This is a genomic window from Streptomyces hokutonensis (genome assembly GCF_000376565.1).
Classification (GTDB): domain Bacteria; phylum Actinomycetota; class Actinomycetes; order Streptomycetales; family Streptomycetaceae; genus Streptomyces; species Streptomyces hokutonensis.
This window is the reverse complement of record NZ_BARG01000033.1, coordinates 1-24,711: the sequence shown is the minus strand read 5'-3', so window position 1 is coordinate 24,711 and position 24,711 is coordinate 1. Positions and strand designations below refer to the sequence as shown.

Annotated in this window: 23 protein-coding genes and 3 pseudogenes; 15 read left to right on the top strand and 11 right to left on the bottom strand. The window is 69.3% G+C overall.

Going from position 1 to position 24,711, the window contains the following annotated elements; genetic code table 11:
- The 7 genes from SSP08S_RS19395 (at window position 1) to SSP08S_RS63445 (ending at window position 6,227) form a co-directional block, all read left to right on the top strand.
- Complete coding sequence (locus SSP08S_RS19395) at window positions 1-963, top strand: PDR/VanB family oxidoreductase (RefSeq protein WP_019069279.1); 963 nt, start codon at window positions 1-3, stop codon at window positions 961-963.
- Window positions 960-1,376, top strand: coding sequence for a nuclear transport factor 2 family protein (locus tag SSP08S_RS19390; RefSeq protein ID WP_019069278.1), 417 nt, complete (start codon window positions 960-962; stop codon window positions 1,374-1,376). The genes SSP08S_RS19395 and SSP08S_RS19390 overlap by 4 nt, the downstream gene beginning before the upstream one ends.
- 142 nt (window positions 1,377-1,518) lie before the next feature.
- Window positions 1,519-3,009 (top strand): aldehyde dehydrogenase, encoded by a 1,491-nt coding sequence (locus SSP08S_RS19385; RefSeq protein ID WP_019069277.1) that lies wholly within the window; start codon window positions 1,519-1,521, stop codon window positions 3,007-3,009.
- Window positions 3,010-3,244: 235 nt separating this feature from the next.
- On the top strand, window positions 3,245-3,841 hold the full coding sequence (locus SSP08S_RS19375) for a nuclear transport factor 2 family protein (RefSeq protein ID WP_019069275.1): 597 nt from the start codon (window positions 3,245-3,247) through the stop codon (window positions 3,839-3,841).
- Between the two features lie 28 nt (window positions 3,842-3,869).
- Entirely contained in the window at window positions 3,870-4,937 is a 1,068-nt protein-coding gene (locus SSP08S_RS19370) for a maleylacetate reductase (RefSeq protein ID WP_019069274.1), read from the top strand.
- An 11-nt stretch (window positions 4,938-4,948) separates the two neighbouring features.
- A complete protein-coding gene (locus SSP08S_RS19365) occupies window positions 4,949-5,881 on the top strand; it encodes an intradiol ring-cleavage dioxygenase (protein WP_019069273.1) in 933 nt (310 codons plus the stop codon).
- 190 nt (window positions 5,882-6,071) lie between these two features.
- On the top strand, window positions 6,072-6,227 hold the full coding sequence (locus SSP08S_RS63445; RefSeq protein WP_019069271.1) for a hypothetical protein: 156 nt from the start codon (window positions 6,072-6,074) through the stop codon (window positions 6,225-6,227).
- Between the two features lie 339 nt (window positions 6,228-6,566).
- Here SSP08S_RS63445 and SSP08S_RS19350 read toward each other — a convergent pair whose 3' ends face one another.
- The 4 genes from SSP08S_RS19350 to SSP08S_RS19335 form a co-directional block, all read right to left on the bottom strand.
- Window positions 6,567-7,115 carry a VOC family protein gene (locus SSP08S_RS19350; RefSeq protein ID WP_019069270.1) on the bottom strand — a complete coding sequence of 183 codons (549 nt, stop codon included), beginning with the start codon at window positions 7,113-7,115 and terminating at the stop codon, window positions 6,567-6,569.
- A gap of 53 nt (window positions 7,116-7,168) precedes the next feature.
- Window positions 7,169-7,993 (bottom strand): SDR family NAD(P)-dependent oxidoreductase, encoded by an 825-nt coding sequence (locus tag SSP08S_RS19345; protein ID WP_019069269.1) that lies wholly within the window; start codon window positions 7,991-7,993, stop codon window positions 7,169-7,171.
- Window positions 7,994-8,026: 33 nt separating this feature from the next.
- Window positions 8,027-9,724 (bottom strand): thiamine pyrophosphate-binding protein, encoded by a 1,698-nt coding sequence (locus SSP08S_RS19340; RefSeq protein ID WP_078532462.1) that lies wholly within the window; start codon window positions 9,722-9,724, stop codon window positions 8,027-8,029.
- Window positions 9,725-9,857: 133 nt separating this feature from the next.
- The gene (locus SSP08S_RS19335) at window positions 9,858-11,066 is read right to left on the bottom strand and encodes an FAD-dependent monooxygenase (RefSeq protein WP_019069267.1); all 1,209 of its coding nucleotides are present in this window, start codon (window positions 11,064-11,066) and stop codon (window positions 9,858-9,860) included.
- Between the two features lie 147 nt (window positions 11,067-11,213).
- Here SSP08S_RS19335 and SSP08S_RS19330 point away from each other — a divergent pair, with 147 nt between their 5' ends.
- Window positions 11,214-11,993: an IclR family transcriptional regulator gene (locus tag SSP08S_RS19330; protein WP_019069266.1), complete on the top strand. Its 780-nt coding sequence runs from the start codon at window positions 11,214-11,216 to the stop codon at window positions 11,991-11,993.
- A gap of 28 nt (window positions 11,994-12,021) precedes the next feature.
- Here SSP08S_RS19330 and SSP08S_RS19325 read toward each other — a convergent pair whose 3' ends face one another.
- Both SSP08S_RS19325 and SSP08S_RS19320 read right to left on the bottom strand, forming a co-directional pair.
- Window positions 12,022-12,441, bottom strand: a complete 420-nt coding sequence (locus SSP08S_RS19325) for a nuclear transport factor 2 family protein (protein WP_019069265.1) — start codon at window positions 12,439-12,441, stop codon at window positions 12,022-12,024.
- Window positions 12,442-12,602: 161 nt separating this feature from the next.
- A complete protein-coding gene (locus SSP08S_RS19320; RefSeq protein WP_019069264.1) occupies window positions 12,603-14,312 on the bottom strand; it encodes an MFS transporter in 1,710 nt (569 codons plus the stop codon).
- Window positions 14,313-14,653: 341 nt separating this feature from the next.
- Between SSP08S_RS19320 and SSP08S_RS19315 the strand changes: the two genes are divergently transcribed.
- The 3 genes from SSP08S_RS19315 (at window position 14,654) to SSP08S_RS19305 (ending at window position 18,009) form a co-directional block, all read left to right on the top strand.
- Window positions 14,654-15,400: an SDR family NAD(P)-dependent oxidoreductase gene (locus tag SSP08S_RS19315; protein ID WP_019069263.1), complete on the top strand. Its 747-nt coding sequence runs from the start codon at window positions 14,654-14,656 to the stop codon at window positions 15,398-15,400.
- Window positions 15,401-15,791: 391 nt separating this feature from the next.
- Complete coding sequence (locus tag SSP08S_RS19310) at window positions 15,792-16,265, top strand: MarR family winged helix-turn-helix transcriptional regulator (protein WP_026178640.1); 474 nt, start codon at window positions 15,792-15,794, stop codon at window positions 16,263-16,265.
- Window positions 16,266-16,413: 148 nt separating this feature from the next.
- On the top strand, window positions 16,414-18,009 hold the full coding sequence (locus SSP08S_RS19305) for an MFS transporter (RefSeq protein ID WP_019069261.1): 1,596 nt from the start codon (window positions 16,414-16,416) through the stop codon (window positions 18,007-18,009).
- Between the two features lie 149 nt (window positions 18,010-18,158).
- On the opposite strand, the gene SSP08S_RS19300 is transcribed toward SSP08S_RS19305, so the two are convergent.
- On the bottom strand, window positions 18,159-18,905 hold the full coding sequence (locus SSP08S_RS19300; protein WP_019069260.1) for an SDR family NAD(P)-dependent oxidoreductase: 747 nt from the start codon (window positions 18,903-18,905) through the stop codon (window positions 18,159-18,161).
- 92 nt (window positions 18,906-18,997) lie between these two features.
- Here SSP08S_RS19300 and SSP08S_RS19295 point away from each other — a divergent pair, with 92 nt between their 5' ends.
- The 3 genes and pseudogenes from SSP08S_RS19295 to SSP08S_RS19285 all read left to right on the top strand — a co-directional run bounded on the left by SSP08S_RS19295 (window position 18,998) and on the right by SSP08S_RS19285 (window position 20,459).
- Complete coding sequence (locus SSP08S_RS19295; protein WP_019069259.1) at window positions 18,998-19,606, top strand: TetR/AcrR family transcriptional regulator; 609 nt, start codon at window positions 18,998-19,000, stop codon at window positions 19,604-19,606.
- A 282-nt stretch (window positions 19,607-19,888) separates the two neighbouring features.
- Window positions 19,889-20,101 (top strand): annotated as a pseudogene (locus tag SSP08S_RS59380) (MmyB family transcriptional regulator); the annotation flags it as partial.
- Between the two features lie 175 nt (window positions 20,102-20,276).
- Entirely contained in the window at window positions 20,277-20,459 is a 183-nt protein-coding gene (locus SSP08S_RS19285) for an alpha/beta fold hydrolase family protein (protein WP_019069257.1), read from the top strand.
- Between the two features lie 494 nt (window positions 20,460-20,953).
- On the opposite strand, the gene SSP08S_RS19275 is transcribed toward SSP08S_RS19285, so the two are convergent.
- From SSP08S_RS19275 to SSP08S_RS55525, 4 genes and pseudogenes are all read right to left on the bottom strand, one after another.
- The gene (locus SSP08S_RS19275) at window positions 20,954-21,493 is read right to left on the bottom strand and encodes an NAD(P)H-dependent oxidoreductase (protein ID WP_019069256.1); all 540 of its coding nucleotides are present in this window, start codon (window positions 21,491-21,493) and stop codon (window positions 20,954-20,956) included.
- Between the two features lie 91 nt (window positions 21,494-21,584).
- The gene (locus SSP08S_RS19270; protein WP_026178639.1) at window positions 21,585-22,565 is read right to left on the bottom strand and encodes an aldo/keto reductase; all 981 of its coding nucleotides are present in this window, start codon (window positions 22,563-22,565) and stop codon (window positions 21,585-21,587) included.
- A gap of 383 nt (window positions 22,566-22,948) precedes the next feature.
- Window positions 22,949-23,431, bottom strand: a pseudogene (locus SSP08S_RS55530) (nitroreductase family deazaflavin-dependent oxidoreductase).
- Between the two features lie 73 nt (window positions 23,432-23,504).
- A pseudogene (locus SSP08S_RS55525) lies at window positions 23,505-23,867 on the bottom strand (short-chain dehydrogenase/reductase); the annotation flags it as partial.
- 277 nt (window positions 23,868-24,144) lie between these two features.
- On the opposite strand from SSP08S_RS55525, the gene recA reads away from it, so the two are divergent.
- A partial coding sequence (gene recA / locus SSP08S_RS19255) for a recombinase RecA (RefSeq protein ID WP_019069251.1) occupies window positions 24,145-24,711 on the top strand: 567 nt, incomplete at its 3' end.

Below are 24,711 nucleotides of genomic sequence, written 5' to 3'. Positions count from 1 at the left end.
ATGAGCAACGAGTGGTTCGACACCATCGTGGTCGCCCGGCGCGACGCGACCGCCCGGATCGTGGTGCTCGACCTGGTCAGTCGCGACGCCGCCGAGCTCCCGGAGTTCGCCGCCGGCGCCCATGTCGACGTCCTCGTGGACCGTGCCACCGGGCTGGTCCGTCAGTACTCCCTGTGCGGGCCGCCGCAGGACCGCACCCGCTATCGGCTGGCCGTGCTGGCCGAGGCGGCGTCGCGCGGCGGCTCGCTGGGGATGCACCGGCTCCGTGAGGGCGACAGGCTGCGGATCTCCCGTCCGCGCAACAGGTTCGGGGTCTCGGACGAGGCACGTCGCCATCTGCTGGTGGCCGGCGGCATCGGCGTCACTCCCCTGCTGGCGATGGCGCACGCGCTCGAAGCCAGGGGCGCGGAGTACGAGTTGCACTACTGCGCCCGGAGTCGGGCGGATTCGGCGTTCGTCGAGGAGCTGGAGAACAACCCCCGCGTGCGGCTCCACTTCGACGACGGCCCGGACGACCAGCGCTTCAGCGTCACCGGCGACATCGGCCCGCCCGACCCCGAGACGGCGATCTACGTGTGTGGTCCCGGAGGCTTCATCGACTTCGTGATCTCCTCCGCACGCGGAGCGGGATGGCCCGCCGAAGCGATCCACAAGGAGCGTTTCGCACCCGTGGACGACACCGCCGCGCACACGGCCGGCGGGGCCTTCACCGTGCGGCTCGCCAAGTCCGGGGACGAGTACGAGATCAAGGACGGCGAGAGCGTCCTCGACGTCCTGCTCGCGGCCGGCGTCGACGCCCCCTACTCCTGCCAGCAGGGAATCTGCGGCGAGTGCATCGTGCGCGTACTCGCGGGAGACCCCGACCACCGCGACGACATCCTGACCGACCGTGAGCGCGCCGACGGCATGTTCACCACGTGCTCCTCGCGAGCACACTCACCGATTCTGGAGCTGGACCTATGACGACAACCACATCCACCACATCCACCGCAACCACCGGGACCATCGAGGCGATCGAGCAGGCAGAGGCCGCGTGGCTCGCGGCTCTCACCGAGAGCGAAGACGCGATCGCCTCTCTCATGCTGGAGGACAGCCGGGCCGTCCACGGCCCCGTCGGAAAGATCGACGACGGCAGGACCTTCGCCCATTTCACCTGGACCCGCCGCCGCCACGTTTTCGCCAAGGCCGAGGAGCTCAGCATCACGGTGCGTGGCACCACGGCGATCACCACCTGTCTCCAGGAGATGCACATCATCTTCGACGAGAGCCTCCCGCCGTTCCCGGTCCAGGAGACGGTGACGCGCGTCTGGGAGGAGACCCCGGAGGGCTGGCGCCTGGCGCACCTGCACCAGTCGAAGCGGATGCCGCCGGCCTGAGGCCCGGGAAGGCCGGCCACGTCACCCCCACTCCGCTGTTCGATGAACGGACAAGAGGCTTCAGCGCGGGCCGTCGGCCCCAGAGAGTTCCACACGAAGAGTTCGCGCGGCGATCGCCGCTGTCGTGAAGGTGAGGCAACACATGTCAGCCACTGAGACCGAGGCACCCACGTCCGGTGCGGTCCGGACCAGCGATCTCCTCATCGCGGGCGAGTACGTCGCGGCCAGGGACGGCCGCTATTTCGAGACGACCGAGGCCCTGACCGGTGAACCGATCGCGCGGGTCGCGGCGGCCTCCGTCGAGGACGTCAACCTCGCGGTGGACGCGGCGGCGGCCGCCCTTCCGGAGTGGTCGAGCCTCCCGCCGGCCGCACGCCGGTCGGTGCTGGAGCGTGCGGCCGTCCTGCTGGGCGAGCGCACCAACGAGATCGTGGCCACGATGAGCCGCGAGATGGGGGCCACTCTCCCCTGGTGCGGTTTCAACGTGCATGTCGCGAAGGGCATGTTCGTCGAGGCGGCCGCCCAGGCGTACGCGGCCGTCGGCGAGGTCATCCCGTCGGACGTGCCCGGCCTCACCGCTCTCGGCGTACGTCAGCCGGTCGGTGTCGTCGTCGGCATCGCACCGTGGAACGCACCGCTGATCCTCGGCGTACGCGCCATCGTGTGGCCGCTGGTGTGGGGCAACACCGTGGTCCTGAAGTCCTCCGAGCAGACGCCGCTCACCCAGGCCGCCATCGTGCGGGTGCTGCACGATGCCGGCGTGCCCGCCGGAGCGGTCAACCTCATCAGCAACGCGCCTCAGGACGGTCCGAGCGTCGTCGAGGCGTTGATCGCCCACCCGGCCGTGACCCGTGTGAACTTCACGGGATCCAGCAAGGTCGGCCGCATCATCGGCGAGCTCGGCGGTCGCCACCTGACCCGTGTGGTCCTCGAACTCGGTGGCAAGGCGCCCTTCCTGGTGCTTCCCGACGCCGATCTGGAGGAGGCCGCCGCCGCGGCCAGCTTCGGGGCCTTCATGAACCAGGGCGAGATCTGCATGTCGACCGAACGCGTCATCGTGAACAGGACCGTCGCCGACGAGCTCTCCTCCCGTCTGGCCGAGCGTGCCGCCAAGCTGGTCGTCGGACCGCCGAGCGATCCCTCCTCACAGATCGGTCCGCTGGTCCACGCCGCCGCCCGAGAGCACGTGGTCGCGTTGATCGACGACGCCCGCGCCAAGGGCGCCCAGGTCCTGACCGGTGGCACGGCCGACGGCCTGTTCGTGCAGCCCACCGTGCTGCGCGGAGTCACTCCGGACATGCGCGTCTACAGCGAGGAATCCTTCGGACCGGTGGTCTCGATCATCGAGGTGGATTCGACCGACGAGGCTGTCGCGGTCGCCAACGACACCGAGTACGGACTCTCCGCAGCGGTCTTCGGCAAGGACGCGGCCGCCGCGCTCGACGTGGCCCGCCGGATCAGGTCCGGCATCTGCCACATCAACGGCGCCACCGTGCACGACGAACCCCAGATGCCCTTCGGCGGTGTCGGCGCCAGCGGCTGGGGCCGGTTCGGGTCCCGGGCCGCGCTGGAGGAGTTCACCGAGTTGCGCTGGATCACCATCCAGTCCGGATCCCGCCACTACCCCATCTGACGATGCGACGAAGTCGTACGGCGCACGTGACACGGCGTGCGCCGGGCCCCCGGGCCTTGCCCGGCTGGATGTGGTGCCTTGCCGCGGCTTTCAGCCCGGCGGTGGGAGCGGCATGGCTGGCGGAGGTCCGAGAGACAGAGGCCCTCGAGCAGCTCCACCGAGAGGTGGAGGAGTTCCTCCGGTCCTTCTGACGAGGCCCCTGCACCAGGGCCCCCACCCTTCCAAGGAGTCAACAATGTCGCGGGTCGACAACGACCGCCACGAGATCCGGCAGCTCATCGAGAACTGGGCGCTGTGGCGCGATGCCGCGGACTGGGGCCGCTTCGCCACGGTCTGGCATCCGCGCGACGGCTGGATGAGCGCCACCTGGTTCCAGGGAAGTGCCACCGACTTCATCAAGGCCAGTCGTGAGGGCTTCGAGAACGGAGTCAGCATCCTCCACTTCCTGGGTGGCCACACCGCGGACATCGCCGGCGAACGGGCCATCGCCCAGACGAAGATGACGATCAACCAGCGCGAGACCATCGACGGCGTCGAGGTCGATGTCGTCTGCACCGGCCGCTTCTACGACTTCCTCTCCCGGCACGAGGGGCGCTGGACCCTCGTGCGCCGGCAACCGATCTACGAGAAGGACCGGCTCGACGTCGTCGACCCCGCTGTCTCACTGTCGTTGGATCCCGAGCTCCTGGACCGGTTCCCGGCCGGCTACCGGCACTTGGCCTACCTGCAGACCAAGGCGGGTTTCATGGTGAAGGACGGGCTCCCCGGTCTCACCGGCCCAGCGGTCGAGCACCTCTACTCCGAAGGCACGCGATGGCTGGCCGGGGCCTGAGGCCGCAGAGCCACCGAAGGAGCAAGCGATGAGATTCACGCACGAAACCCTCCCCCAGCGGGTGGTGTTCGCGGCCGGGGAGTCGCCCACCGCCGTGGCCGCGGAGGTCCAGGCGCTCGGCGGTTCCAAGGTCATGCTGATCGCGTCGGACCGCGAGAAGGACCTGGCCGACCCGATCGCCAAGGAGATCCCGGTCGTGCTGCGTCACGAGGAGGTCGTGATGCACGTACCGGTCGAAGTCGCGGCACGAGCCCTCCAGGCCGCAGCCGGCGCGGGCGCGGACATCCTGGTCAGCGTCGGCGGCGGCTCGACCACGGGTCTGGCCAAGGCGGTGGCGTTGACCACCGGGCTGCCGATCGTCGCGGTACCCACCACGTACGCCGGCTCGGAGGCGACCAACGTGTGGGGCCTGACCGAGGGTGAGACCAAGTCCACCGGTGTGGACGGCAGGGTGCTGCCCGCGTCGGTCGTCTACGACGCCGGTCTGCTGACCACGCTGCCCGGGGAGATGACCGTGGCCAGCGGTCTGAACGCGATGGCGCACTGCGTGGACTCCATGTGGGCGCCGCGTACCGACCCGATCGACCGGGCGCTGGCGCAGGAGGGCATCCGCGCACTGGCGACCGGCCTGCAGACGGTGGCCGACGACTCGACGAGCGTGGAGGGCATCGAGCAGACGCTGTACGGCGCCTACCTCGCCGCTGTCGCGTTCGCCTCCGCCGGATCCGGGATGCATCACAAGATCTGCCATGTCCTCGGCGGCATGTTCAATCTCCCGCACGCACAGACCCACGCGGTCGTACTCCCCTACGTGCTGGCCTTCAACGCCCCGCACGCGCCCGAGGCGGAGGCGCGGATCGCCCAGGCCTTCGGCACGGTCTTCCGTACCCGGACCGCGAACGGCGGCCTGGCCGCCCTGCGCCAGGTGCTGGACGCCCCGAAGGCGCTGCGCGACTGCGGCATGCCCGAGGACGGCATCGCCAAGGCGCTGGGGCCGATCACGCAGGCGATCCCCTCCGACAACCCCACCGCCGTCACCGACGAGAACCTGACCGCGCTGCTGAAGGCGGCGTGGGCCGGCGACCCGATCAACTGAAGGAGGCCGTCATGGCTACCTACGTCAACCCCGGCTCGGCCCAGGCCCACGGCACCGTCTACCGCGAGGTGTCACCGGAGCAGCAGGCGGTCGAGCAGCGGCTCGTCGACAACGTCCTGGCCTCATTCGACGCCTGCCAGGACCCACGGCTGCGGGAACTCATGGCCTCCCTGGTCAAGCACCTGCACTCCTTCATCCGCGAGGTCCGGCTGACCGAGGAGGAGTGGGGGACGGCGATCGACTTCCTCACCAGGGCCGGCCACATCACCGACGAGGTCCGGCAGGAGTTCATCCTGCTGTCCGACACCCTCGGCGCGAGCATGCAGACGATCAACGTCAACAACCAGGCCTACCAGGGCGCCACCGAGGCGACCGTCTTCGGTCCGTTCTTCGTCGAGGACTCCCCGTCGATCGAGCTCGGCGACGACCTGGCCTTCGGCGCCCCCGGTGAGCCCTGCTGGGTCGAGGGCACCGTCACCGACACCGACGGCACCCCGCTCGCCGGCGCGCGGATCGAGGTCTGGGAGGCCGACGAGGACGGGCTCTACGACGTGCAGTACGAGGCCGGCAAGCGGGCCGGCCGGGCGCACCTCTTCTCCGCGGCCGACGGCGGCTACCGCTTCTGGGGCCTCACCCCGACGCCGTACCCCATCCCCAACGACGGACCCGTCGGCAAGATGCTCGACGCGGTCGGCCGCTCACCGCTGCGCGCCGCCCATCTGCACTTCATGGTGTCCCACGAGGGCGGGCGCACGCTGGTGACGCACATCTTCCCCGAGGGCGACCCGATCGGCCGCAAGGACACCGTCTTCGGCGTGAAGGACTCACTGATCAAGCGGTTCGAGCAGCAGGCCGCCGGCACGCCCACGCCCGACGGCCGCGTCATCGACGGCACATGGAGCCGGGTGCGCTTCGACATCGTGCTCGCCCCCAAGGGCGTATGACCTGCCTACCAACGCTTCGTGTCTCCCAGGGCCGGCACGCCGTCCACCAACAGGCCGGCCAGGGCCTCAGCCCTGGCGGGACGGTCCGTCTGTGACAGGTGCTCGGGGCGGCCCAGGCGCCGGGCGAAAGGCTCATGCACCGGTCCTGCCACGGGAACGACGACGGCGAAGAGCAGGACGTCCATTCCCCATGGCCCCCGCCACAGGCCTCACCCATGCCCCCGACCAGGCCAACCAGTTCTGGTGCGAGACCGCCGGGTGCCACCGGTACGTGTTCCTGGCCCACGACATCACCTGGGCGGGCGACAGCAAGAAGACCAACGGCGCGACAGTCCTGGAGCCCTGACTGCACCCAGACCGTTGCCGAGGCGACCCTTGCACCCGACGAGTCCACCCTCTGGACCAGCCCGACCACCGGCAAGAGCCACCCCACACGCTGGAAGGTCACCATCCCGGGCGAGCACGCCGAGCTGAACGTCACCGTCCACGCCAAGCACCAGAAACTGACGGGCCCTGGACCCGGCTACGAAGGCAGCGCCGCCGTCACCGGCACCTACGACCGTCGCCCGGTCACCGGCAACACCCACATCGAACTCACCAACGGCCAGGAGCGGCCCACGGGCAACGACGACGAATGCTGCGGACGACCGGTCGTCCGCAGCGTTCGTCGGGCCTTCGACAGGAGTCAGGCCGGCAGCAACTCCGCGAAGTCGCGCAGAGGTCGCGACCCGTCCCAGTCGACTGATGCCCGCCAGACGCCGGTGAAGATCTCTCGCGTGATCTCGCTGTCCTGGACGAGCTCGATCATCCCCGGGGGATCTTCACCGGCGTCCAGGAAGTAGACGTCACCTCCTGGGGTCAGATCGTGAAAACGCACCGACGCTCCGCTCGCCTCACGACGTTCGACCTCTTCCCTGACGTTCGGCACGGCCTTGGCGATGTGGTGGAAGCCGTAGCCGTGGCGTTCGTAGGCGTCCTTGTAGATGGACGGCTCGTCGTCGAGGGTCTGGATGAGCTCGACCATCGTGTGCCCCGAGAAGGCGAGGGCGAGGGCGAACTCGGCCTCCCCCGGCTCACCACGGTAGGTGGAGCCCTCGCCGCCGATCCTCTCGTTCACGAACCAGGGCCCGACGCCGAGTTCGTCGGTCCACCAGCGCATCCCGGCAGCGAGGTCGGGGACCGTGTACGCGACCTGGATGATGGCGTCGGTCGGCTGGCCGAAGGGAAACTCCATGGTGGTTGTCCTCGCTCGGGTCCTGGGGTGCGACTGGTGATCGACGGCGCCCGTCACCGCTGGGCCGGCGGGCGGGTGAAGCCGGTGGCGCCGCCGTCCACGGGGAGGGCCGCACCTGTGATGTAGCTGGCCTCGGACGAGGCCAGGAAGAGCACGGCGTCGGCGAGCTCGTCCGGTTCTCCTTCTCGGAGCATGGGAGTACTGAGCCTGACCCGCTCCCGGAAGGCCTCGGCTCCGCCCGGTGGAAGGCCCGTCGTCCGGGCGGCGATGTCGGTGTTCATACCGCCGGGGATGACGATGTTGACCCGGATTCCCTCGCCGATGACTTCGGCGGCGAGGATGCGTGTCAGGTGCTCGAGTGCGGCTTTGCTGGTCCCGTAGGCGGCGGTTCCCGCGCTGGCCCGTCGGCCGGCCGCCGAGCCGCAGAAGACGACGGCCCCGCGGGGCGCGAGCAAGGGCCTGAGACCCTGCATGAGGAAGAACGAGCCCTTGACGTTGGTGTTGAACACCGTGTCCCAGGTGGCTTCGTCCATGTCGTCGAGTCGCCTGATGCCTGCCTGCCCGGCATTGAGGAACGCGGCATCGACGTGGTCGACTTGTGCGGCGACCTCCGTGACCGCGGCCTTAATGGCCGCCGGCGAGGAGAGGTCGGCTGCCACGGCGATCGTGCCCTCGCCGATCAGACCGCTCGCGATCTTCAGTTGCTCGGGGTCGCGCGCGATGACGACCACGCGTGCGCCCTCGCGCGCGAACGCCTGTGCGGCTGCCAGTCCCAGTCCTCTGCTGCCGCCGGTGACGAGGCAGGTCTTCCCGAGGAAACGCTGACGCCGGTCTTCGACGGTCCGGTCGTGGGCTCCGGTGTCAGTCGTGTCGTTCATGGTTCTCCTTCGTGGGGGGTCAGGAGTGGCAGTTCATGCGTCGATCTCGATGCCGCCGAACGGAGCTCCGCCGTTGAGGACGCGCTCCTCCGGCGGGATGGGGGCAAGGCTCACGCGCACGTCGATGCACGTCGGCCGGCGGCCCGCGAGAGCGGCCTCGATCGCGGGTCGGAGCTGGTCGAGTTCCGTGACGTCGACACCGTCCGCGCCCAGAGCTCGTGCCACGCCGCTGTAGGAGCCGTTCTGCAGGCGGTTGTTGGTGACGCGGTCCTGTCCGAAGAAGAACTGCTGGGTGTGCAGGGTGGCGCCCCAGGCCTGGTTGTTGAGGACGATCACGATGACCGGGAGTCCCGCGCGGACGAGGGTGTCGAACTCGGCGAGGCTGTAGCCGACGGCGCCGTCGCCGGTGACGAGGATGGTCGCTTTGTCGGGGGTCGCGTACTGCGCTCCGACGGCCACGCCGAAGTTGCTCCCCATCGAGCTGAGGTAGCCGTGCCCGAGGTAGTGGGCCAGCGGGGCGAGGGCGATCGTCTCGGAGAGCCACAGCTCGGTCAGGGCACCGTCGACAACCACGGTGGCGTTGTCGGGGACGCTCTCGGCGATGGTGCGGACCGCGAGGTACGGGTGGATCGCGTCGTCCCCGTGCTCCTCGGTCTCGGCGGCGAGCGCGGATCGCCGGGTGGCCGAGATGTCCCGCAGGGTCTTCAGCCAGTCGTCGCGCCCGGGGGGCACGGGGCTGTCGCCCAGGCGCTCGTTCAGCACGCCGACCGTGCCGACCGCGTCGGCCTGGATGCCGAGTTCGACCTCCTGGAGACGGCCGAGTTCACGGCCGTCAGGGTCGATCTGGAAGATCCGCGCGCTCTTCGGGAGCAGTCGGCCCGTGCCGAACTGGGTGGCCATGCCGAAGCGCAGCCCCAGCAGGAGGACCAGGTCGGGCCGCTCGTCCTCGGTGACGGTGGCCAGGGTCTGGAGGAGACCGACGTGCCGCTCGGAGCCGACGATCGCCCCGAGACCCTCCCAGTCGGAGAAGAGGGGCACTCCGGTACGGGCGGCGAACTCGTGCAACCGGGCCCGTGCGTCGGCGGTGACGAAGGACTTGCCGACCAGCGCGATCGGCCGCTCGGCTGTGCTGAGCGCCTCGACGATCCGATCGACGCCGTCGGCGGAGGCGATGCCGCTGCCGTCGATCTCGACGCGGTAGTCCTCGGCCTCTTCGACATCGACCTGCTGGCGGAGGATGTCCCAGGGAATGTCGAGGAGCACCGGCCCCTTGGGCTCCGACTGAGCGATCCGGATCGCCTGCGCGACCAGGCGGGGGATCAGCTCGGTACGGGTGACGCGGTGCGCGAACTTGGTCACCGGGGTTGCCATCGCCACCTGGTCGAACCCGGCCTGCTGGTCGTTGACCTGGTCCGTCTCGAGGGGCCCGGAGCCCACGACATAGAGGACCGGGGTCCGGTCCAGATGGGCGTTGGCGACAGAGGTCAGGACGTTGGTGAAGCCGCCGCCGGCCGTGACGACGGCAACCCCCAGGTTTCCGGTGACCCGCGCATAGCCCTCGGCCGCGTGGCCCGCGTTCATCTCGTGGCGCACGTCGACGATCCGGAGCTTGGCATCCAGGGCGTCCTGGAGGATGCCGTCGATATGTGCTCCGGGCAGGCCGAAGGCGACGTTGACTCCGGCTCGCTGCAGCGTTCGCACGACGAGCCCACTACCGGTTGCGGGTGCCATTCGATGATCCGCCCTTCTGGACGTGCTCAGGGTTTCAAGAGAAGTCACTGGGGACAGGGCCGTGTCTCAGGCCGTCCGCACTGGAGTCTCCGGCGTGGCCTGGGTGACGACAATGACCGTGTTCGTTGGATGGTCAACGCCTTGATCGACTTAGGAACATCGCGACCTCGGGGTCGTACTCGTAGATCCAGCCGTTCGCCCTGAGTGGGTCGGCCTGCGAGTAGGCGAGGTCGCGGGCCTGCTGCTCGGGGCCGTCCGGAAGGTGGTTGACGTGGGACCTTCCGTGCGACACCTCCTGCAGGCGTGCCGTGCGATGCCGACGAAGCTCTTCGTAGCGGCCCAGCGCCGCGACCGGGTTGTCCGGGTCCTCGGCAAGGCAGAGGGCCAGGACAGCGCCGTCCTCGATCGCCTGGGCGGCGCCCTGGGCGAAGAACGGGAACATCGGGTGGGCCGCATCACCCAGGAGGGTCGCGTTTCCACGGTTCCAGTGGTCGAGGGGCTCGCGGTCGAGCAACGCCCAGCGCCCCGGCGTGTCCGCGGCCCTGATCAGCTCCACCAGACGCGGATCCCAGCCGGCGAACTCGTCGAGCAGTTCCTCGAGCGTCGCGGTGGCCGTCCACGACTCGACACTGCTCGTTCCGGCCGGTGCGAAGGCGACGAGGTTGACGTACTCCTCGCCGGAGACCGGGTAGTGCACGAGGTGGCGGTCCGGGCCGATCCAGAGGGTCTGGGCGTGCCGCCTGGCGAAGTCGGGCGCCTTCGCCGCCGGTACGAGGGCGCGGAAGGCGCAGATGCCCGACTCCCTGGCCTGAGTCGGACCGACGACGGCGCCGCGCACGCGTGAGTGGACTCCGTCGGCGCCGATGAGGATGTCCGGGCGGATCGTGTCACCGTCCTCGAACCGCAGAACCGCCTGGTCGCCTTCGAACTCGACCGAGACGCAGCGCTTGCCGAGGTGGACCGAGTGCTCGGGGACGGCCGACCTCAAGGCGTCCAGCAGGTCGGCGCGGTGGGCGGCGTAGGTGTGCTCGCCGTACAGGCGTATGCACCCCTCCTGGAGGTTCTCCGCCGAGAGGACCGTGCCGTTCTCCCAGCGCCGGAACTCCCAACCGATCTCCATCCTGACCGCGCGCTTGTGGAACCGGTCCAGCACGCCGAGACGCCGGAGCAGGCGGGCGGCGTTGGGGGCGATCACCAGTCCGGCACCGACCTCGGTCAGGGCGGCGGCCTGCTCGTAGACGTCACTGTGGAAGCCCTTGTCGCGGAGGAAGGCCGCAGCAGCGAGGCCTCCGATGCCGCCGCCGAGGATCGCGATCCTGGGTCCTGCTTCCGTACTCATCATGCTCTTTCACTCCCGTGGGCCTGTGGCGAGGTGGCAACTGGCTGCCTGCAAGAGTTCGGCAAAGTACGCACTGAAAGAACTACTTCATCCGTCCAACGAACATCGAAGGTAGAGTGACCAAGGCCGCACATGATGAAGGAGAGGCCCATGCCTCGCGCGAACGAGCCAGGACGCACCGTCAGCTCCCGACTCTGGGATCTGCTGTTCGCCTTCGACCCCAACAACACCGAGCTGACCCTCGCCGACCTGGTCCGGCGCACCGGCATGCCGCACGCCACCGCCAGGCGCCTGACACTCGAACTCGTGGCGGCCGGCGCGCTGGAGCGCACCAGCGACAACCGGTTCGCGATCGGCCTGCCCCTGTGGCGCCTCGGGACTCTCGCACCGCGGGCCGAGACGCTGCGCAGCGCCGCGCAGCCGTTCGTGGAGGACCTGTACACGGCGCTTCGCCAGCATGTGCAGTTGGCCGTCCTCGAGGGTGACCGGGCCGTGATCATCGAGCGGCTGTCGGCGGTCAACGCCGTCGGTCTGACGTCGCAGGTCGGCGGCCTTCTGCCCTTGCACTGCTCAGGTGTGGGCAAGGTGCTGCTGAGCCACGGCAGTCCGGCCTTCATCGATGAGGTGCTGGCGGGGAGGCTCCAGCGCTTCACTCCCAGGACGATCGTGGACCCGGCCGAACTCCGCCGCGAGCTGGCGTCCTGCCGCTCGACCGGAACGGTGGTCGTCAAGGAAGAGCTGAGCGAAGGGGCCGAGTCGGTCGCGACGCGCATCGTCGACGGCAGCGGCAAGGTCGTCGCGGCTCTGTCCGTCGTGGTGGCCGCCGGCTCGATCAAACTGCAGGCGGCCGTTCCCTCCCTGGTCACGAGCGGACTGGGACTGTCCAGGAGTCTCGGCTGGAGACCGGGCATTCCCATTCGCACGGCGTAACCCCTCGCGGGGCGAGGGAACCGGCACGTCATACCGACGGTTGCCGCCGGGAGAGCTGCATGTGGCCGAGGCGCCATCCCTCGTGGGTCGAGAACCACACCCGGGTGGCCACGGCCTGCACCAGGAACGGCGGCAGGTCGGGCACGCGCCGGATGTTCATCTTCTGATAGCACGTCACGATGGCCCGTCCCCCTCGCTCACGGCACATCACTTCGCTGGTCTCGGCCGTCTCGGTGGCTCCCATGGACGCGTTGTAGGTGAGGAAGCGCTCGCGGTCATGGACGTTCCCGACCGGGCCGTGGACGATCACACAGTCGCGGAGCATGAGGTGACGCTGCTCCTCGTCGCCCTTGGTGATCGCGACGAGCCACGCCGCCTCCGCCTGAGCGACCGTGGCCGGCATGCGGTCGTCGTTCGTGCCGGTCGGCTCCGAGTATGCGGTGGTCATTGTTCGACTCCTGTCCGAGTGCGTCTGTCGATCGTTGTGTCGTGTACGCCGCGGCCCGCCGCGACTGCTGCTCCTGAGGAGGAGGCCGAGTCGCGGCGGGCGGTCGGTTGGCCTGGCCGGTCTGCTACCCGTGTCCCGGCCCTGGCGCGTTCGTCATGCGGTCAGTCGGCGAGGGTGTGCGGGTCGTCGTCGAGATGAGCCTGGTCCACGCCGCCGCGCACGCCGACGAGAATGAGCGCCGCCGCCACGAGAGCCGCCACGCCGGCGAGCACGTACGCGATGGAGTAGCTGCTGCTGAGGGCGTCGAAAGCGACGTCCTTGAGCGGGTTGAAAGGCACCACCTTGCCATCCGGCAGTGTGATGTCGGCCGGGACCGAGTTGGCGCCGAGCGGGCCCGACTGCACGGCGCGCACCGCTGCCTCGAGCTGTGGTCTCTGATCCGCGGGAGCATGGGCCGCGGATGCCTGGAAGGCCTCGTAGGCCTTGCTCAGTGCGGGATCGCCGCCCAGCTTTCGGGCGATCTCGTCGGAGGCCCGGCCCAGTGCGACAGCACCGGCGATCGCGGGGCCGAGGGCGAACCCGAGGTCCCGGAACGTGCTCGTGACGCCGCTCGCCATACCGGCGAGGTGGTTGGGCAACGTGTTGACCGCGACCGCGGTGATGGAGGCGAAGGCGAGTGCCGAGCCGACACCGGCGAGGATCAGCGGCCCGACGATGGCGCCGATGGACCGACTGGTCGTCGGGACGACGGCAAACCACAGCCCGCTGGCACCGATGAGGGTCAGGGCCGCGCAGAGAACCCACCGGGGGTTGTAGCGCTCGAGCAGCTGGGAGGTGAGAGGCAGCAGCACGAAGCCGATGCCCCCGAAGAAGAGGTAGGCGACTGAGCTCTGCAGTGGGCTGAATCCCTGGATGATGGTGAGGCGGATACTGGTGCTGTACATGATCACGAGGAACGCGAACATACCGATCAGGGTGACCACCGAGTTCATGGCGAACGCCCGGTTCCGGAACACGCTCAGGAGAAGCAGCGGCGCGGCCGCACGGCTCTCGGCGAAGACGAACAGCACGAGGAAGACGGCCGCGGCGACGAACGCGATGGCGATCTGGGCGCTCCCCCAGCCGCTCTCGGAGCCCTGGATCACGGCGTACATCAGAGCGAACAGGCCGAGCGCGGCAGTGATCTGCCCCGGCCAGTCGACGGAACGGCCCTCGGGCGAGGCGGAGTTCTGGGCGAGGGCCAGCGACAGGACCACGCTCACCACGGCGATGACAAGGACGCCGACGAAGGCCCATCGCCAGTTCGCGTTCCCGGCCCAGCCGAGGTCGATCTTGGCGGCGAGGCCCGCCAGCAGCGGGCCGAGGAAGCCGCCGACCGAGAGCGCGGTGGCCCAGATCGCCACGCCCCGCGCGCGGGTGGCGGTGGTGTGCGTACCGGCCGCCACCATGGCCAGGCTCGTCGGGAAGATGGCCGCGGCCCCGACACCACCGAGGACCTGGGCAAGGATCAGCAACGTCACCCGGGTGTCGGACGAGTGTCCCGTACCCGGAACCAGGATCGCGAGAGCCGATCCCACGGCAATGAGCGCGGCGCCCCCGACGAGCAGGCGCTTACGGCCGAAGAGGTCGCCGAAAACGCCGAAGCCCAGTCCCAGGGCGGCGACGGGAAGCATGAAGGCCTCGGTGATCCACGTCAGTTGGGCCGAGGACGGCGCGAGATCCTGCTGGATCAGCCCGTTGATGAGCGAGGGGACGGAAAGGGCTATCTGCGCGAGGCACACGGCGAGGACCACCGCGGCCAGGGTGCCCGGGGCAAGGGTGTATCTGCCACCCTCTCCCTCCGCCGCCTTGGCTGAATCGATCTGAACCATGGACGACTCCTTGGCGCAAAGCGCTGCTGTCGGAACCGGCGTCCGCTGCCGGAACCTGCTGTGGGTGCTTTTGTCGCGGTCTTCCCGGCAACACCGCTGCCGTGCCGCCCCTGAGCCTTGCGGAGTGCCTCCGCGCCGCCCTTTCACCGGACCTGATTCAGGACGCTCGGCGCGGTGGCCGACCCGCCGGGCAGCGTCAAGGTAGGAATGACCCCCGTCACGCTCAACAGTCATGTTCATTGGACGGACAAGCCGCCGCTGATCCGCGGTCCCGGAGCGCACCATCCCTGGAGGACGGCCTTGCCACGGCCGCCCGGAAGCAGCGGAAGGAGCAGTGACTCATGATGGGGAGGCTGACGGGCAGGACCGCCGTCGTGACCGGGGGCAGTACGGGCATCGGGCAGGAGATCGCCCGCAGGCTCGCGGCGGAGGGAGCGGACATCGCGGTCGCGGACATCGATCCGGCCGACGAGACGAGGGATCTCGTCGCGGAGACCGGTCGGCGATTCCTCAGCGACAAGGTCGACGTCTCGGACGAGGACGCGATCCACGCGTTCGCCGCCCGGGTCCGACGTGAGCTCGGCGCCGCCGACATCCTGGTGAACAACGCGGCTGTCGTTCTGCTGGCCGATATCGACCACGTGACCTTCGACGAATGGCGTCGCACCTTCGCCGTCAACGTGGACGGCCCCTTCCTGGCCTCCAGGGCGTTCCTGCCCGACCTGAAGGAGTCCGGGTCGGGACGGATCATCAACATCACGTCCGCGAGCTACTGGACTCCGCCGCCTGCGTTCGTCTCCTATGTCTCCGCCAAGGGCGCGCTGAACGGACTCACCTCGGTCCTGGCCGCCAACCTCGCCGCTCACCACATCACCGTCAACGGCGTCGCGGCGAGCCTGGTCCGGACGGCCACGGCCGCGGAGAAGACGAGCGAGTTCTTCTTCGAGCAGACCGTGCGGATGCAGAACATCAAGCGTGTCCAGATGCCGGCCGACGTGTCGGGCGTCGTGGCGTTTCTCGCCTCCGACGACGCCGCGTTCATCACGGGACAGATCGTCGTCGCGGACGGCGGAAGTACGCGCCGCTGAGGGGCTCTTCGGAGTGGGCGCCCCCTCTCAGCTCTCAGCGGCCTCCTGGTCAGGTCCGGCGACGAGATGGCCGTCGACCTGCGCCCCCTCACCGGATCCGCACTGTAAAGCGATGGGATCACTCGATCGTGGGCTCTTCCGCGGCTGGCCCGGCTGTGGAAGACACCGGCCGGCGAGGCTCCGGAGCGCCGACAGGACGCCGACCGGGCTTTGATCCCTGACCTGGGGAAACGTGCCGCTTCACCGATCATCCTCCGGGAAAGCACCGGCTCACTCACGGTACGGGGACGCATGGATGATCAGGTAGGCGCCAGGAGGCACCGGCCACCAAGGGGGAATTAGTATTTTGACATAGGTTTCTTGTCATAGGTAGCTTGGGGTCGTGACCGGAATCAGTGAGGCTCGTCCGAGCCAGGGTGTCGACCAGGTGGCCGCGGGCCTCGTGGCGTGCCTGCCCGCGCTGAACCGGTTCGTCAAACAGAGCATCGACCGGCGACTGCCCCATCTCAAGCTCCCCGAGCGGCAGTTGGCCCTGCTCCAGTACGTCGCCGAGCACGACGGCGCGACCGTCCACGAGGCGGCCGACGCGCTGCGGATGATGCCGAACAACGTCAGCGCCCTGGTCACCCGCCTCACCGACGCGGGCCTGCTGGAACGGCACCAGGACGACACCGACAAGCGCGTCGCGCACCTGCGTGTCACCGCCGAGGCGCGTCAACGCATCCGCCAGGCCGAGGACGTCGCGGCGCGACAGCTCGTGGCCGCGCTGCGGACTCTCACGGACGGCGACCGCGACGCCCTTGGCTCGGCGCTCGGTGCCCTTGAGGCTCTCACCCGGCGCCTGCGCGACGACTCCGCCGTCTGACCGTTCGGTCCGGCTCCCGTACGCCTACTGCCCTTGCCGCTGCCGCGGCAGGGCTCGGTGTGCTGCTCCCTGCCACCCCACACACAGCTCGCCCCCACATGTCCACGCGCCCCAGCCGCGCGCCACACGTCCCGAGGACAGCTCACACATGTCTGTCACCGCTGTTTCCACAGCGTCCACTCCCGTATCCGACCCCCACCCCCGCGGTCCGCGCGCCAACCCCTGGCTGACACTGCTCGCGGTCGGGCTCGGCCTGTTCATGGTCGGCCTCGACGGCTCAGTCGTCTCGATCGCCAACGCCGAGATCGCCCGCGACCTGAACGCCACCACCGCCGAACTGCAGTGGGTGACCAACTCCTACTTGCTCGCCCTCGCCGCCGCCCTCATCCTCGGCGGCAAGCTCGGCGACCGCTTCGGGCGCCGCACGGTCTACCTCGTCGGCGTCGTCGGATTCACCGTCGCGTCCGTCGCGATCGGCCTCGCCGGCTCGGTCGAGGGCGTCATCGCCTTCCGCGCCGCGCAGGGCCTCTTCGGCGCGATGCTCATGCCCAACACCCTGGCGTTGCTCCGTGCGGTGTTCCCGCCGAAGAAGTTCGGCATGGCGGTCGGCATCTGGGCGATGATCTCCTCCGTCGCCACCGCGCTCGGCCCGATCGTCGGCGGACTGCTCGTCCAGCATGTCAACTGGGAGTCCGTCTTCTACATCAACGCCCCCATCGGCGTGATCGCCCTGGTCTTCGGTCTCGTGGTGCTGCCGCAGTCCAGGAACGAGGCGGCGGCGAGCGAGAAGTTCGACGTGCCCGGCGTCGTCCTGCTCGCGCTCGGCCTGATCGCCGTCGTCTTCGGCGTCGTCAAGGGCGAGACGTGGGGCTGGACTTCGGCCGGCACGCTCGGCGCGATCGTCGGCGGTGTCGTCGCCTTGGTCCTCTTCGGCTGGTACGAGACCCGCGTCGCGCACCCTCTCCTGCCCATGCGGCTGTTCCGCAACCCGGCCCTGACCATCGGTGTGTTCGTCACCGCGCTGAACTTCTTCGTCCTGCTCGGCGCGATCTTCTTCGTGATGCTGTACCTCCAGAACGTGCACGGATTCACGCCCGTCGAGTCCGGTGTGCGCACCCTGCCGCTCAGCCTCGCCTCCATGGTGGCCTCGCCGCTCGGCGCGAAGCTCACCGAGAAGTTCGGCCCGCGCCTGACCATGCCGCTGGGGATGGTGCTCCAGGCCGGCGCCGCGTTCGCGATGCTCGCGTGGAGCGCCGACTCCTCGTACGCCGCCATGTGGCCGCCGTTCGTCGCGCTCGGTCTCGGCGTCGGCATCGTGATGGCCGCGTCCTCCGACGCGATCGTGGGCAACGCCCCCGTCAAGGACGGCGGCATCGCGGGTGGCCTGCAGGCCACCTCGCTCCAGGTCGGCGGCGCGCTCGGCACCTCGGTGCTCGTCTCCCTCATCAGCAGCCGTGTCGGCTCCACGCTCACGGACTCACTGACCGACGCCGGCGTGCCCCGCTCGGCGGCGGCCCGCTTCGAGGAGGCGAAGGACGCGGTCGCGATGGGCGTCGCCCCGGTCTCCGACGCGATGCCCGCACAGCTCAGGGCGGCCGTGGTGGAGGGCAGCCACACCGCCTTCATGAACGGCGTCCACACCGCCGTCCTGGTCACCGGCATCCTCGCCCTCGTGGGCGCCGCCCTGGCCGCGTTGGGCCTTCGAGGCCGGGAGGACGACCGCCGCTACCGGCCGCACGGCTGAGCAATGCACAGGTCGGCCTCGAAGAGCTGCTCACTCCCGAGGGGGCCGCAACACCGGTCTGGGCGTGCTGCGCGGATGCTCGTGTCGGCCAGGCGGACTGTCGCGGGCGACGACTCGCCCGCGACAGTCCGGGACTCCGCGTGGCGGGGTCAGAACTGGTTCTCGCCGCCGTTGACGTGCAGGGTGGTGCCGAGCATGAAGCTGCTGTCCGCGGAGGCGAGGAAGGCCACCGCGGCGGCGACCTCCTCCGGGCGCCCCCTGCGGCCGATCGGCACTCCCGCCGCGAGTTCCGCCTTGACGGCGGCCGCGTTCTCCTCGCCGATGGCGATGTCGACTCCGGGGGTGTCGATCGCGCCCGGCGCGACCGTGTTGACCCGGATGCCCCTGTCCTTCAGCTCGTTGGCCCAGGTCCGCGCGAGGGAGCGGATCGCGGCCTTCGACGCCGCGTACAGTCCGAAGGCCTCCCGGCCGTCGTCGGCGCGGATGGAGTCGTTGAAGATCACCGAGGCGCCGTCGTTGAGCAGCGGCAGCGCCTTCTGCACGGTGAGCAGTGTGCCCCGGACGTTGACGCCGAAGAGCTGGTCGAACTGTTCCCCGGTGGCCTGCGCCAGCGGTGCGAGCGTGGCCATGCCCGCGTTGGCGAAGAGCACGTCCAGGCCCCGGCCGCGGTCACGGACCGCGTCGTAGAGCCGGTCCAGGTCGGTCGGTTCGGATATGTCGCCCGGCACTGCGGTGACCGCGGGACCGATCGACTCGACGGCCCTGTCGAGCGCGTCCTTGCGCCGGCCGGTGATGAACACGTGGGCGCCCTCTGACGCCAGGCGCGCGGCGGTGGCCAGGCCGATTCCCGTGCTCCCGCCGGTGACGACGGCGGTCTTGCCTTCCAGCTGTCCCATTGCTTGAACTCCCGAAACTTAGATACCGATCGGTGCAGAATGGAACCGTAGCACTTCTGCACCGATCGGTATCGAGGCCGTAGGATGGAGCCATGGAGATCACCCGGAAAGCGCCGATCGGCCGGCCGAGAGGCTTCGACGCCGACGAGGCCCTGGAGCAGGCGATGCTGGTCTTCTGGGAGCAGGGCTACGAAGGCGCCAGCCTGACCGACCTGACCGGCGCCATGGGCATCACCCGCAAGAGCATGTACGCGGCCTTCGGCAACAAGGAGGAGCTGTTCCGCAAGGCCCTGGAGCGCTACACCGAAGGTCCCGCCGCCTATGCGGCCCGCGCACTGGAGAAGCCGAGCGCCCGCGAGGTGGCCACGGCGTTCCTCGCCGGCTCGGTCAGCACGACCACCCGCCCCGACTGCCCCGCCGGATGCCTGGGCGTACAGGGCTCGCTCGCCGCCGGCGACTCCGGACGGGCGGCCCAGGATGCCCTGATCGCCTGGCGCGACGACGGCCGTGCTCGCCTCCGCCACCGGTTCCAGCAGGCCGTCGACGAGGACGATCTGCCCCCCGGCGCGGACCCGGAACTGCTCGCCCGATACCTCATGACCGTGGCGAACGGCATCGCCGTCCAGGCTGTCGGCGGCGCCACCCGCTCCGAACTCCAGCAGGTGGCCGACGCCGCGCTGCGGAACTGGCCACCCGTCTGACAGCAGGTGCCCGCGGGAGCGTGTCGCGCCACCCGCGGCGAGGAACCGCACCCACATCAGCGACATCGCCGGCCATCAAGCCCTCCGCCTGGACAACGAAGTTGGTCGCCGCAGGTCGCAGAACCGCTCTCGGCCAACTTCGCTGTCCAAGGGCGCACCGGGTGACTTCGAGGTTCGTGAGCGGTGTTGAGGGCGACCTCTCCCCGTCGGAACCAAGCAGGCGGACGCTCGCCTCCAGGGCGGCGAATGCCACGGCGACGCCGGAAGGGTGGGTAGCCACACCGACGCGGGGACATCCTCGCCTGGAACGCACTGGCCGCAGCCCTGGTCACCGACTTCTCCCGCATCCCGGAAAAGCACCGCGACTATCCCCGGATCCAGTTCACCGACCCGGACATGCGCACCCTGTACGCCGACTGGGAGACCTCCGCACAGATCTCCGCCGCCCAGGAACGACTGCGCATCCTCGCCTCCTGGGCCGCCGACCCACACCTGCCAGCCTCGCCACCCCTCACCTGACCCCGCCGGCCGCTCCACGACTCCGACGGCAGACGGCCGACACCGTCCACCGTGCCCTCAGCTGGTCCGACTCCCGCGCCATGAACGGACTCCCCGCGCCAGGGCCAGGCTTTCGTTCACCATCACGCGCCACCGCGCAAGGAGCGCCACGATGCACACCCGCACACTCAGCCAGGGCCTCGGCGGAGAGTTCTCGGTCGGCGCCGGCGTCGAACGCGTCATGCGGGAAGTCGCCACCGACGTGACGGGACTGGTCGTCCCCAGCACCGGCCACTTCGTCACCGAAGAAGCAACCGACGCCATCACCAAGGCACTGCTCGACTTCTTCCGCTGAACCGACGCCGCCCCGCCCCGGTGCGCCGGGCGGGGGCAGGAGCGGCGGTCGAGCTCGGAGTCGTGCACCGCACAACCCTGACGAGTGAGGACCTCAGCAAGCGAGTGTGGAGCCGTCTGACGGCCTCCGAGAGCTACAGGAGGTTCTCATCACTGACGCGCCTTCGAACCCGCACGCCCGTCCACGGCAGGCGAATCTGGTCGTCGACGAGGTCGATCGCACCCGCAGTCGAGGCCCTCGCCCTCCCCGCCAGCTGGAGCGCCCCTTGCCACCCGTGCCGGCCCCGCACGGAAGAGCACCGCTGAGGAGACCGCACCCCAGATCCGCCGAGTCGGCGGCGCTCGGCGACGAGTGGTCGCTGTTTCACGACATGGTCGCCGAGTACAGGCCTCTGGTCGCTTGGCGCCGATCCGGCGAAGGGCGACCGAAGACTGGCGGGACCCATCGCCGCTGCCTCGTGATCGGCGAGGGCGGCCGTTGTCGTGAGGGTGCGGTCACGCGGCGAAGGAGGCGAGCAGTTCGTTGTACTGCTTGCCAGCGGTGGCCAGATCCTGGTCGGAGAGACCGAAAGCGGTGCCGTACAGCTCGACCATCGGCTGAATGTCGAACTGGCACAGCCGCAGGGTTGCGTGCCAGTTGCTGAGGAGGGTCTCGAGGGTGGTCTTGTTCGAGCCTTCGGGGGTGTAGTGGTCGGCGGGGACGCCGGCGGTGACGGCGACGACTGCCTTCTTGCCGGCCAGTTGCGAGGGCGAGCCGTCCATGGTGAAGGCCCAGCCGAGGGTGAAGACCTTGTCCTGCCACTGCTTGAACAAGGGGGTGGTGTTGTACCAGAACACCGGGTGCTGGAAGACGATCACATCGTGCTCGGCGAGCAGCGCCTGCTCGGCGTCGACGTCGATCCGGAAGTCGGGGTAGGCGGCGTAGAGGTCGTGCACGGTGACATGGGCCAGCTCGCGGACGGCGTCAACGAGCGCCGCGTTGGCCTTCGACCGGGACAGGTCGGGGTGACCTACGACAAGGAGAACCTTGGACATGATGAGAAAACCTCTTCAGTGATCAGTGAAATGGATGAACGGATGTGGGTTGGGCGGGTGCGACGGGTCAGCAAGTTGCCGGGGCGTCAGATCACCCGTCGATGGTGGCCATGTTCGCCTCGTCGTGGCGTTCGCCCGCGGCCGGTGTGAGGTTGTTCAGGCGGTCGAGCTGAGCGGCGCTGAGTTCCACGGCGTCGGCGGCGGTGTTCTCTTCGACGCGGGAGACCCGCCGGGTGCCGGGGATGGGGGCGATGTCGTCGCCGCGGGTCAGCAGCCACGCCAGCGCGGTCTGGGCCGGGGTGGCGCCGATCTCGGCGCCGATGGCCCGCACCTCGTCGACGATGCGCAGGTTGCGCTGGAAGTTCTCGCCGGTGAAGCGCGGGTTGGTCTTGCGCCAGTCGTCGTCGGTGAAGTCGTCGACGGTACGGATCTGCCCGGTCAACAGGCCGTGCCCGAGCGGGGAGTAGGGCACGAACCCGATACCCAACTCGCGCAGCAGCGGGAGGATCTCGGCCTCGACATCGCGGGTCCACAGGGAGTATTCGGTCTGCAGCGCGGCCACCGGGTGCACGGCGTGTGCGCGGCGGATCGTCTCGGGGCCGGCTTCCGAGAGTCCGATGTGGCGCACCTTGCCTTCGGCGACCAGTTCGGCCAGCGCGCCGATGGTCTCCTCGATGGGCGTGTTCGGGTCGACGCGGTGCTGGTAGTAGAGGTCGATGTGGTCGGTGCCGAGCCGCAGGAGCGAGCCCTCGACCGCGGCCTTCACGTTGCCGGCGCTGCTGTCGATCACGCCGGGACCGTCGCCGGCGTGGGAGACGAGGCCGAACTTCGTCGCCACGACGACGTCGTCGCGCCGACCCTTGATGGCCTTGCCGACGAGTTCCTCGCTGTGGAAGGGGCCGTAGATCTCGGCGGTGTCGATGTGGGTGACCCCGAGGTCCAGGGCCCGGTGGATGGTGCGGATCGACTCGGCGTCATCCAGCCCCCCGCCCGTCGTGTAGACGCCTGCCATGGTCATGGCTCCCAGGCCGATGCGGGAGACATCGAGCCCGCCCAGTGATACGTGCTTCATCAGGTACTCCTTGTCGTGACGGCCGTCAGGCCGGTCGGTGGTCATGAGTAGTGGGGTGCGCCACCAGTTGGCGGACCGTGCTGGGGTGATCCCCGCGCTGTTGACGCGGGCACCGTTGCCTGGGTAGCTGGTCAGAGCCGTAGGTGCACCCGGCGGCTGCCGGCCTCGGCCGGGGCATGGTGCTCAGGCATGGGCGTCCTCGTAGGTCAGGCTTCTGAGAACATCTGTGCCACGGTCGTTCGTGATGTTCTTCGTCCAGGCAGGCCGGCCGCGCGCTGCCCGACCAAGGGGGATTCGAGCCGGCCGCTGTCAGGTGGGGTCCGACGCTGGTGTGGCCAGGGACAGACTGCGGGGAATCCGCGGGCTGGACCGGCTGCGCCGGGTCAGTGCTCGTGCGCCGCCGGCTCCAGAACGAGGACCGGGATCGCACGAGTGGTGTTCTTCTGGTACTCGGCGTAGTCGGGGAACGCCTCGACGGCTCGGGCCCACCACAGCGCCTTCTCGTCCCCGGTCACCTCGCGTGCCAGCATGTCCTGGCGCACCGGGCCGTCCTGGAGTTCGACTCGGGGGTCGGCCACCGCGTTGTGGTACCAGACCGGGTGGGTGGGGGCTCCTGCCATGGAGGCGATGACGGCGTAGGTACCGTCGTGCTCCACCCGCATGACCGGGGTTTTGCGGATCTTGCCGCTCTTCGCGCCCAGGGTGGTCAGGATGACGACGGGCAGGTCCCGGAGCCTCTAGTCTTCTTCCCGTGCGACCAGGACACTCAGCGTCGTCCCTTGCGTACCGCCGGAGTTCTCGTACAGCTCCACCTGGTCACGTACAAACTGCGCCTTGCTCGGCTCATACTCGCCTTTGATGGGCATGCTGACTCTCTCCGTGCTGTCGAAACGCACCCGGCGCGGCGCTGCGTCCCAGGCGGGGTGCGGGGCGTGGTGCTCAGGCGTGGGCGTCGTCGTAGGTCAGGCTGTCGCCCAGTTCGCGGGAGGCTTCGGCCTGCGCGAGGAGTTCCTTCGCCTTGGCCTCGGCAGCCTCGATGGCGTCCGCACCGGCGACGAATCGCAGCAGCGGCTTCTCCTGCTGGGCGATGGTGAGCAGGGCGCGGGCGAGCTTGGCGGGGTCGCCGGGCTGCTGGCCGTTCATGCTCTTCATGCCCTCGATCCGCGGGGCGGTGCGCGGGGCGTAGTCGTCGATGGACAGTTCGGGCCAGGTGGTGGAGCCGTCCACGAGGAGTTCGGTGCGGAAGTAGCCGGGCTCCACGATCGTGGTGTGGATGTTGTACGGCTCGACGTCGTAGCGCACTCATACGTCACGAAGTCGGTGGAGGGCATTCTCGGAAGCAGTGACAACATTCGACGGCGCCGCGGTTCAGCGAGGGAAAGCGGGCGGCGGCGCGGTCTGCGTCCGGAGCGGTCCGGTGCGCGACCCGTCCCGCTCCCCTCTGTTTGGTACCTTTCACTGGACACGCAAATCGATCGGATGTTCGCTTACTGGGATCTCCGAGACGTCCGTTGTCGGCAGCAGACGCTCACGTTCTCCGACGTGCGGCGTGCCACACAATCGGACCGGGTGAAAGCTCATGGCAGGAACCGACCACGAAAAGGCGCTGGACACCGCGCTCGCACAGATCGAGCGGAAATTTGGCAGGGGCGCGGTGATGCGCCTGGGCGAGCGGCCCAATGAGCCCATCGAGGTGATCCCCACAGGATCGACCGCGCTGGACGTGGCGCTCGGCGTGGGCGGTCTGCCCCGCGGCCGTGTGGTGGAGGTGTACGGGCCGGAGTCCTCCGGCAAGACGACCCTGACGTTGCACGCGGTGGCGAACGCACAGAAGGCCGGCGGCTCGGTGGCCTTCATCGACGCCGAGCACGCACTCGACCCCGAGTACGCCAAGAAGCTCGGCGTCGACACCGACAACCTCATCCTGTCCCAGCCGGACAACGGTGAACAGGCGCTGGAGATCGTCGACATCCTGATCCGCTCCGGCGCGATCGACTTGATCGTGATCGACTCCGTCGCGGCCCTTGTGCCACGCGCCGAGATCGAGGGCGAGATGGGCGACTCCCACATGGGTCTGCAGGCCCGTCTGATGAGCCAGGCACTCCGCAAGATCACCGGCGCGCTGAGCCAGTCCAAGACCACCGCG

Excerpts from the sequence above, each read along its gene's own strand:
- SSP08S_RS19305 (WP_019069261.1), top strand. The coding sequence starts at position 16,414 with ATGTCTGTCACCGCTGTTTCCACAGCGTCCACTCCCGTATCCGACCCC.
- SSP08S_RS19320 (WP_019069264.1), bottom strand. The coding sequence starts at position 14,312 with ATGGTTCAGATCGATTCAGCCAAGGCGGCGGAGGGAGAGGGTGGCAGA.
- SSP08S_RS63445 (WP_019069271.1), top strand. The coding sequence starts at position 6,072 with ATGGCCCCCGCCACAGGCCTCACCCATGCCCCCGACCAGGCCAACCAG.
- SSP08S_RS19345 (WP_019069269.1), bottom strand. The coding sequence starts at position 7,993 with ATGAACGACACGACTGACACCGGAGCCCACGACCGGACCGTCGAAGAC.
- SSP08S_RS19340 (WP_078532462.1), bottom strand. The coding sequence starts at position 9,724 with ATGGCACCCGCAACCGGTAGTGGGCTCGTCGTGCGAACGCTGCAGCGA.
- SSP08S_RS19315 (WP_019069263.1), top strand. The coding sequence starts at position 14,654 with ATGATGGGGAGGCTGACGGGCAGGACCGCCGTCGTGACCGGGGGCAGT.
- SSP08S_RS19370 (WP_019069274.1), top strand. The coding sequence starts at position 3,870 with ATGAGATTCACGCACGAAACCCTCCCCCAGCGGGTGGTGTTCGCGGCC.
- SSP08S_RS19335 (WP_019069267.1), bottom strand. The coding sequence starts at position 11,066 with ATGATGAGTACGGAAGCAGGACCCAGGATCGCGATCCTCGGCGGCGGC.
- SSP08S_RS19395 (WP_019069279.1), top strand. The coding sequence starts at position 1 with ATGAGCAACGAGTGGTTCGACACCATCGTGGTCGCCCGGCGCGACGCG.
- SSP08S_RS19300 (WP_019069260.1), bottom strand. The coding sequence starts at position 18,905 with ATGGGACAGCTGGAAGGCAAGACCGCCGTCGTCACCGGCGGGAGCACG.
- SSP08S_RS19270 (WP_026178639.1), bottom strand. The coding sequence starts at position 22,565 with ATGAAGCACGTATCACTGGGCGGGCTCGATGTCTCCCGCATCGGCCTG.
- SSP08S_RS19350 (WP_019069270.1), bottom strand. The coding sequence starts at position 7,115 with ATGGAGTTTCCCTTCGGCCAGCCGACCGACGCCATCATCCAGGTCGCG.
- SSP08S_RS19325 (WP_019069265.1), bottom strand. The coding sequence starts at position 12,441 with ATGACCACCGCATACTCGGAGCCGACCGGCACGAACGACGACCGCATG.
- SSP08S_RS19375 (WP_019069275.1), top strand. The coding sequence starts at position 3,245 with ATGTCGCGGGTCGACAACGACCGCCACGAGATCCGGCAGCTCATCGAG.
- SSP08S_RS19365 (WP_019069273.1), top strand. The coding sequence starts at position 4,949 with ATGGCTACCTACGTCAACCCCGGCTCGGCCCAGGCCCACGGCACCGTC.
- SSP08S_RS19275 (WP_019069256.1), bottom strand. The coding sequence starts at position 21,493 with ATGTCCAAGGTTCTCCTTGTCGTAGGTCACCCCGACCTGTCCCGGTCG.
- SSP08S_RS19285 (WP_019069257.1), top strand. The coding sequence starts at position 20,277 with ATGCACACCCGCACACTCAGCCAGGGCCTCGGCGGAGAGTTCTCGGTC.
- SSP08S_RS19385 (WP_019069277.1), top strand. The coding sequence starts at position 1,519 with ATGTCAGCCACTGAGACCGAGGCACCCACGTCCGGTGCGGTCCGGACC.
- SSP08S_RS19330 (WP_019069266.1), top strand. The coding sequence starts at position 11,214 with ATGCCTCGCGCGAACGAGCCAGGACGCACCGTCAGCTCCCGACTCTGG.
- SSP08S_RS19295 (WP_019069259.1), top strand. The coding sequence starts at position 18,998 with ATGGAGATCACCCGGAAAGCGCCGATCGGCCGGCCGAGAGGCTTCGAC.
- SSP08S_RS19390 (WP_019069278.1), top strand. The coding sequence starts at position 960 with ATGACGACAACCACATCCACCACATCCACCGCAACCACCGGGACCATC.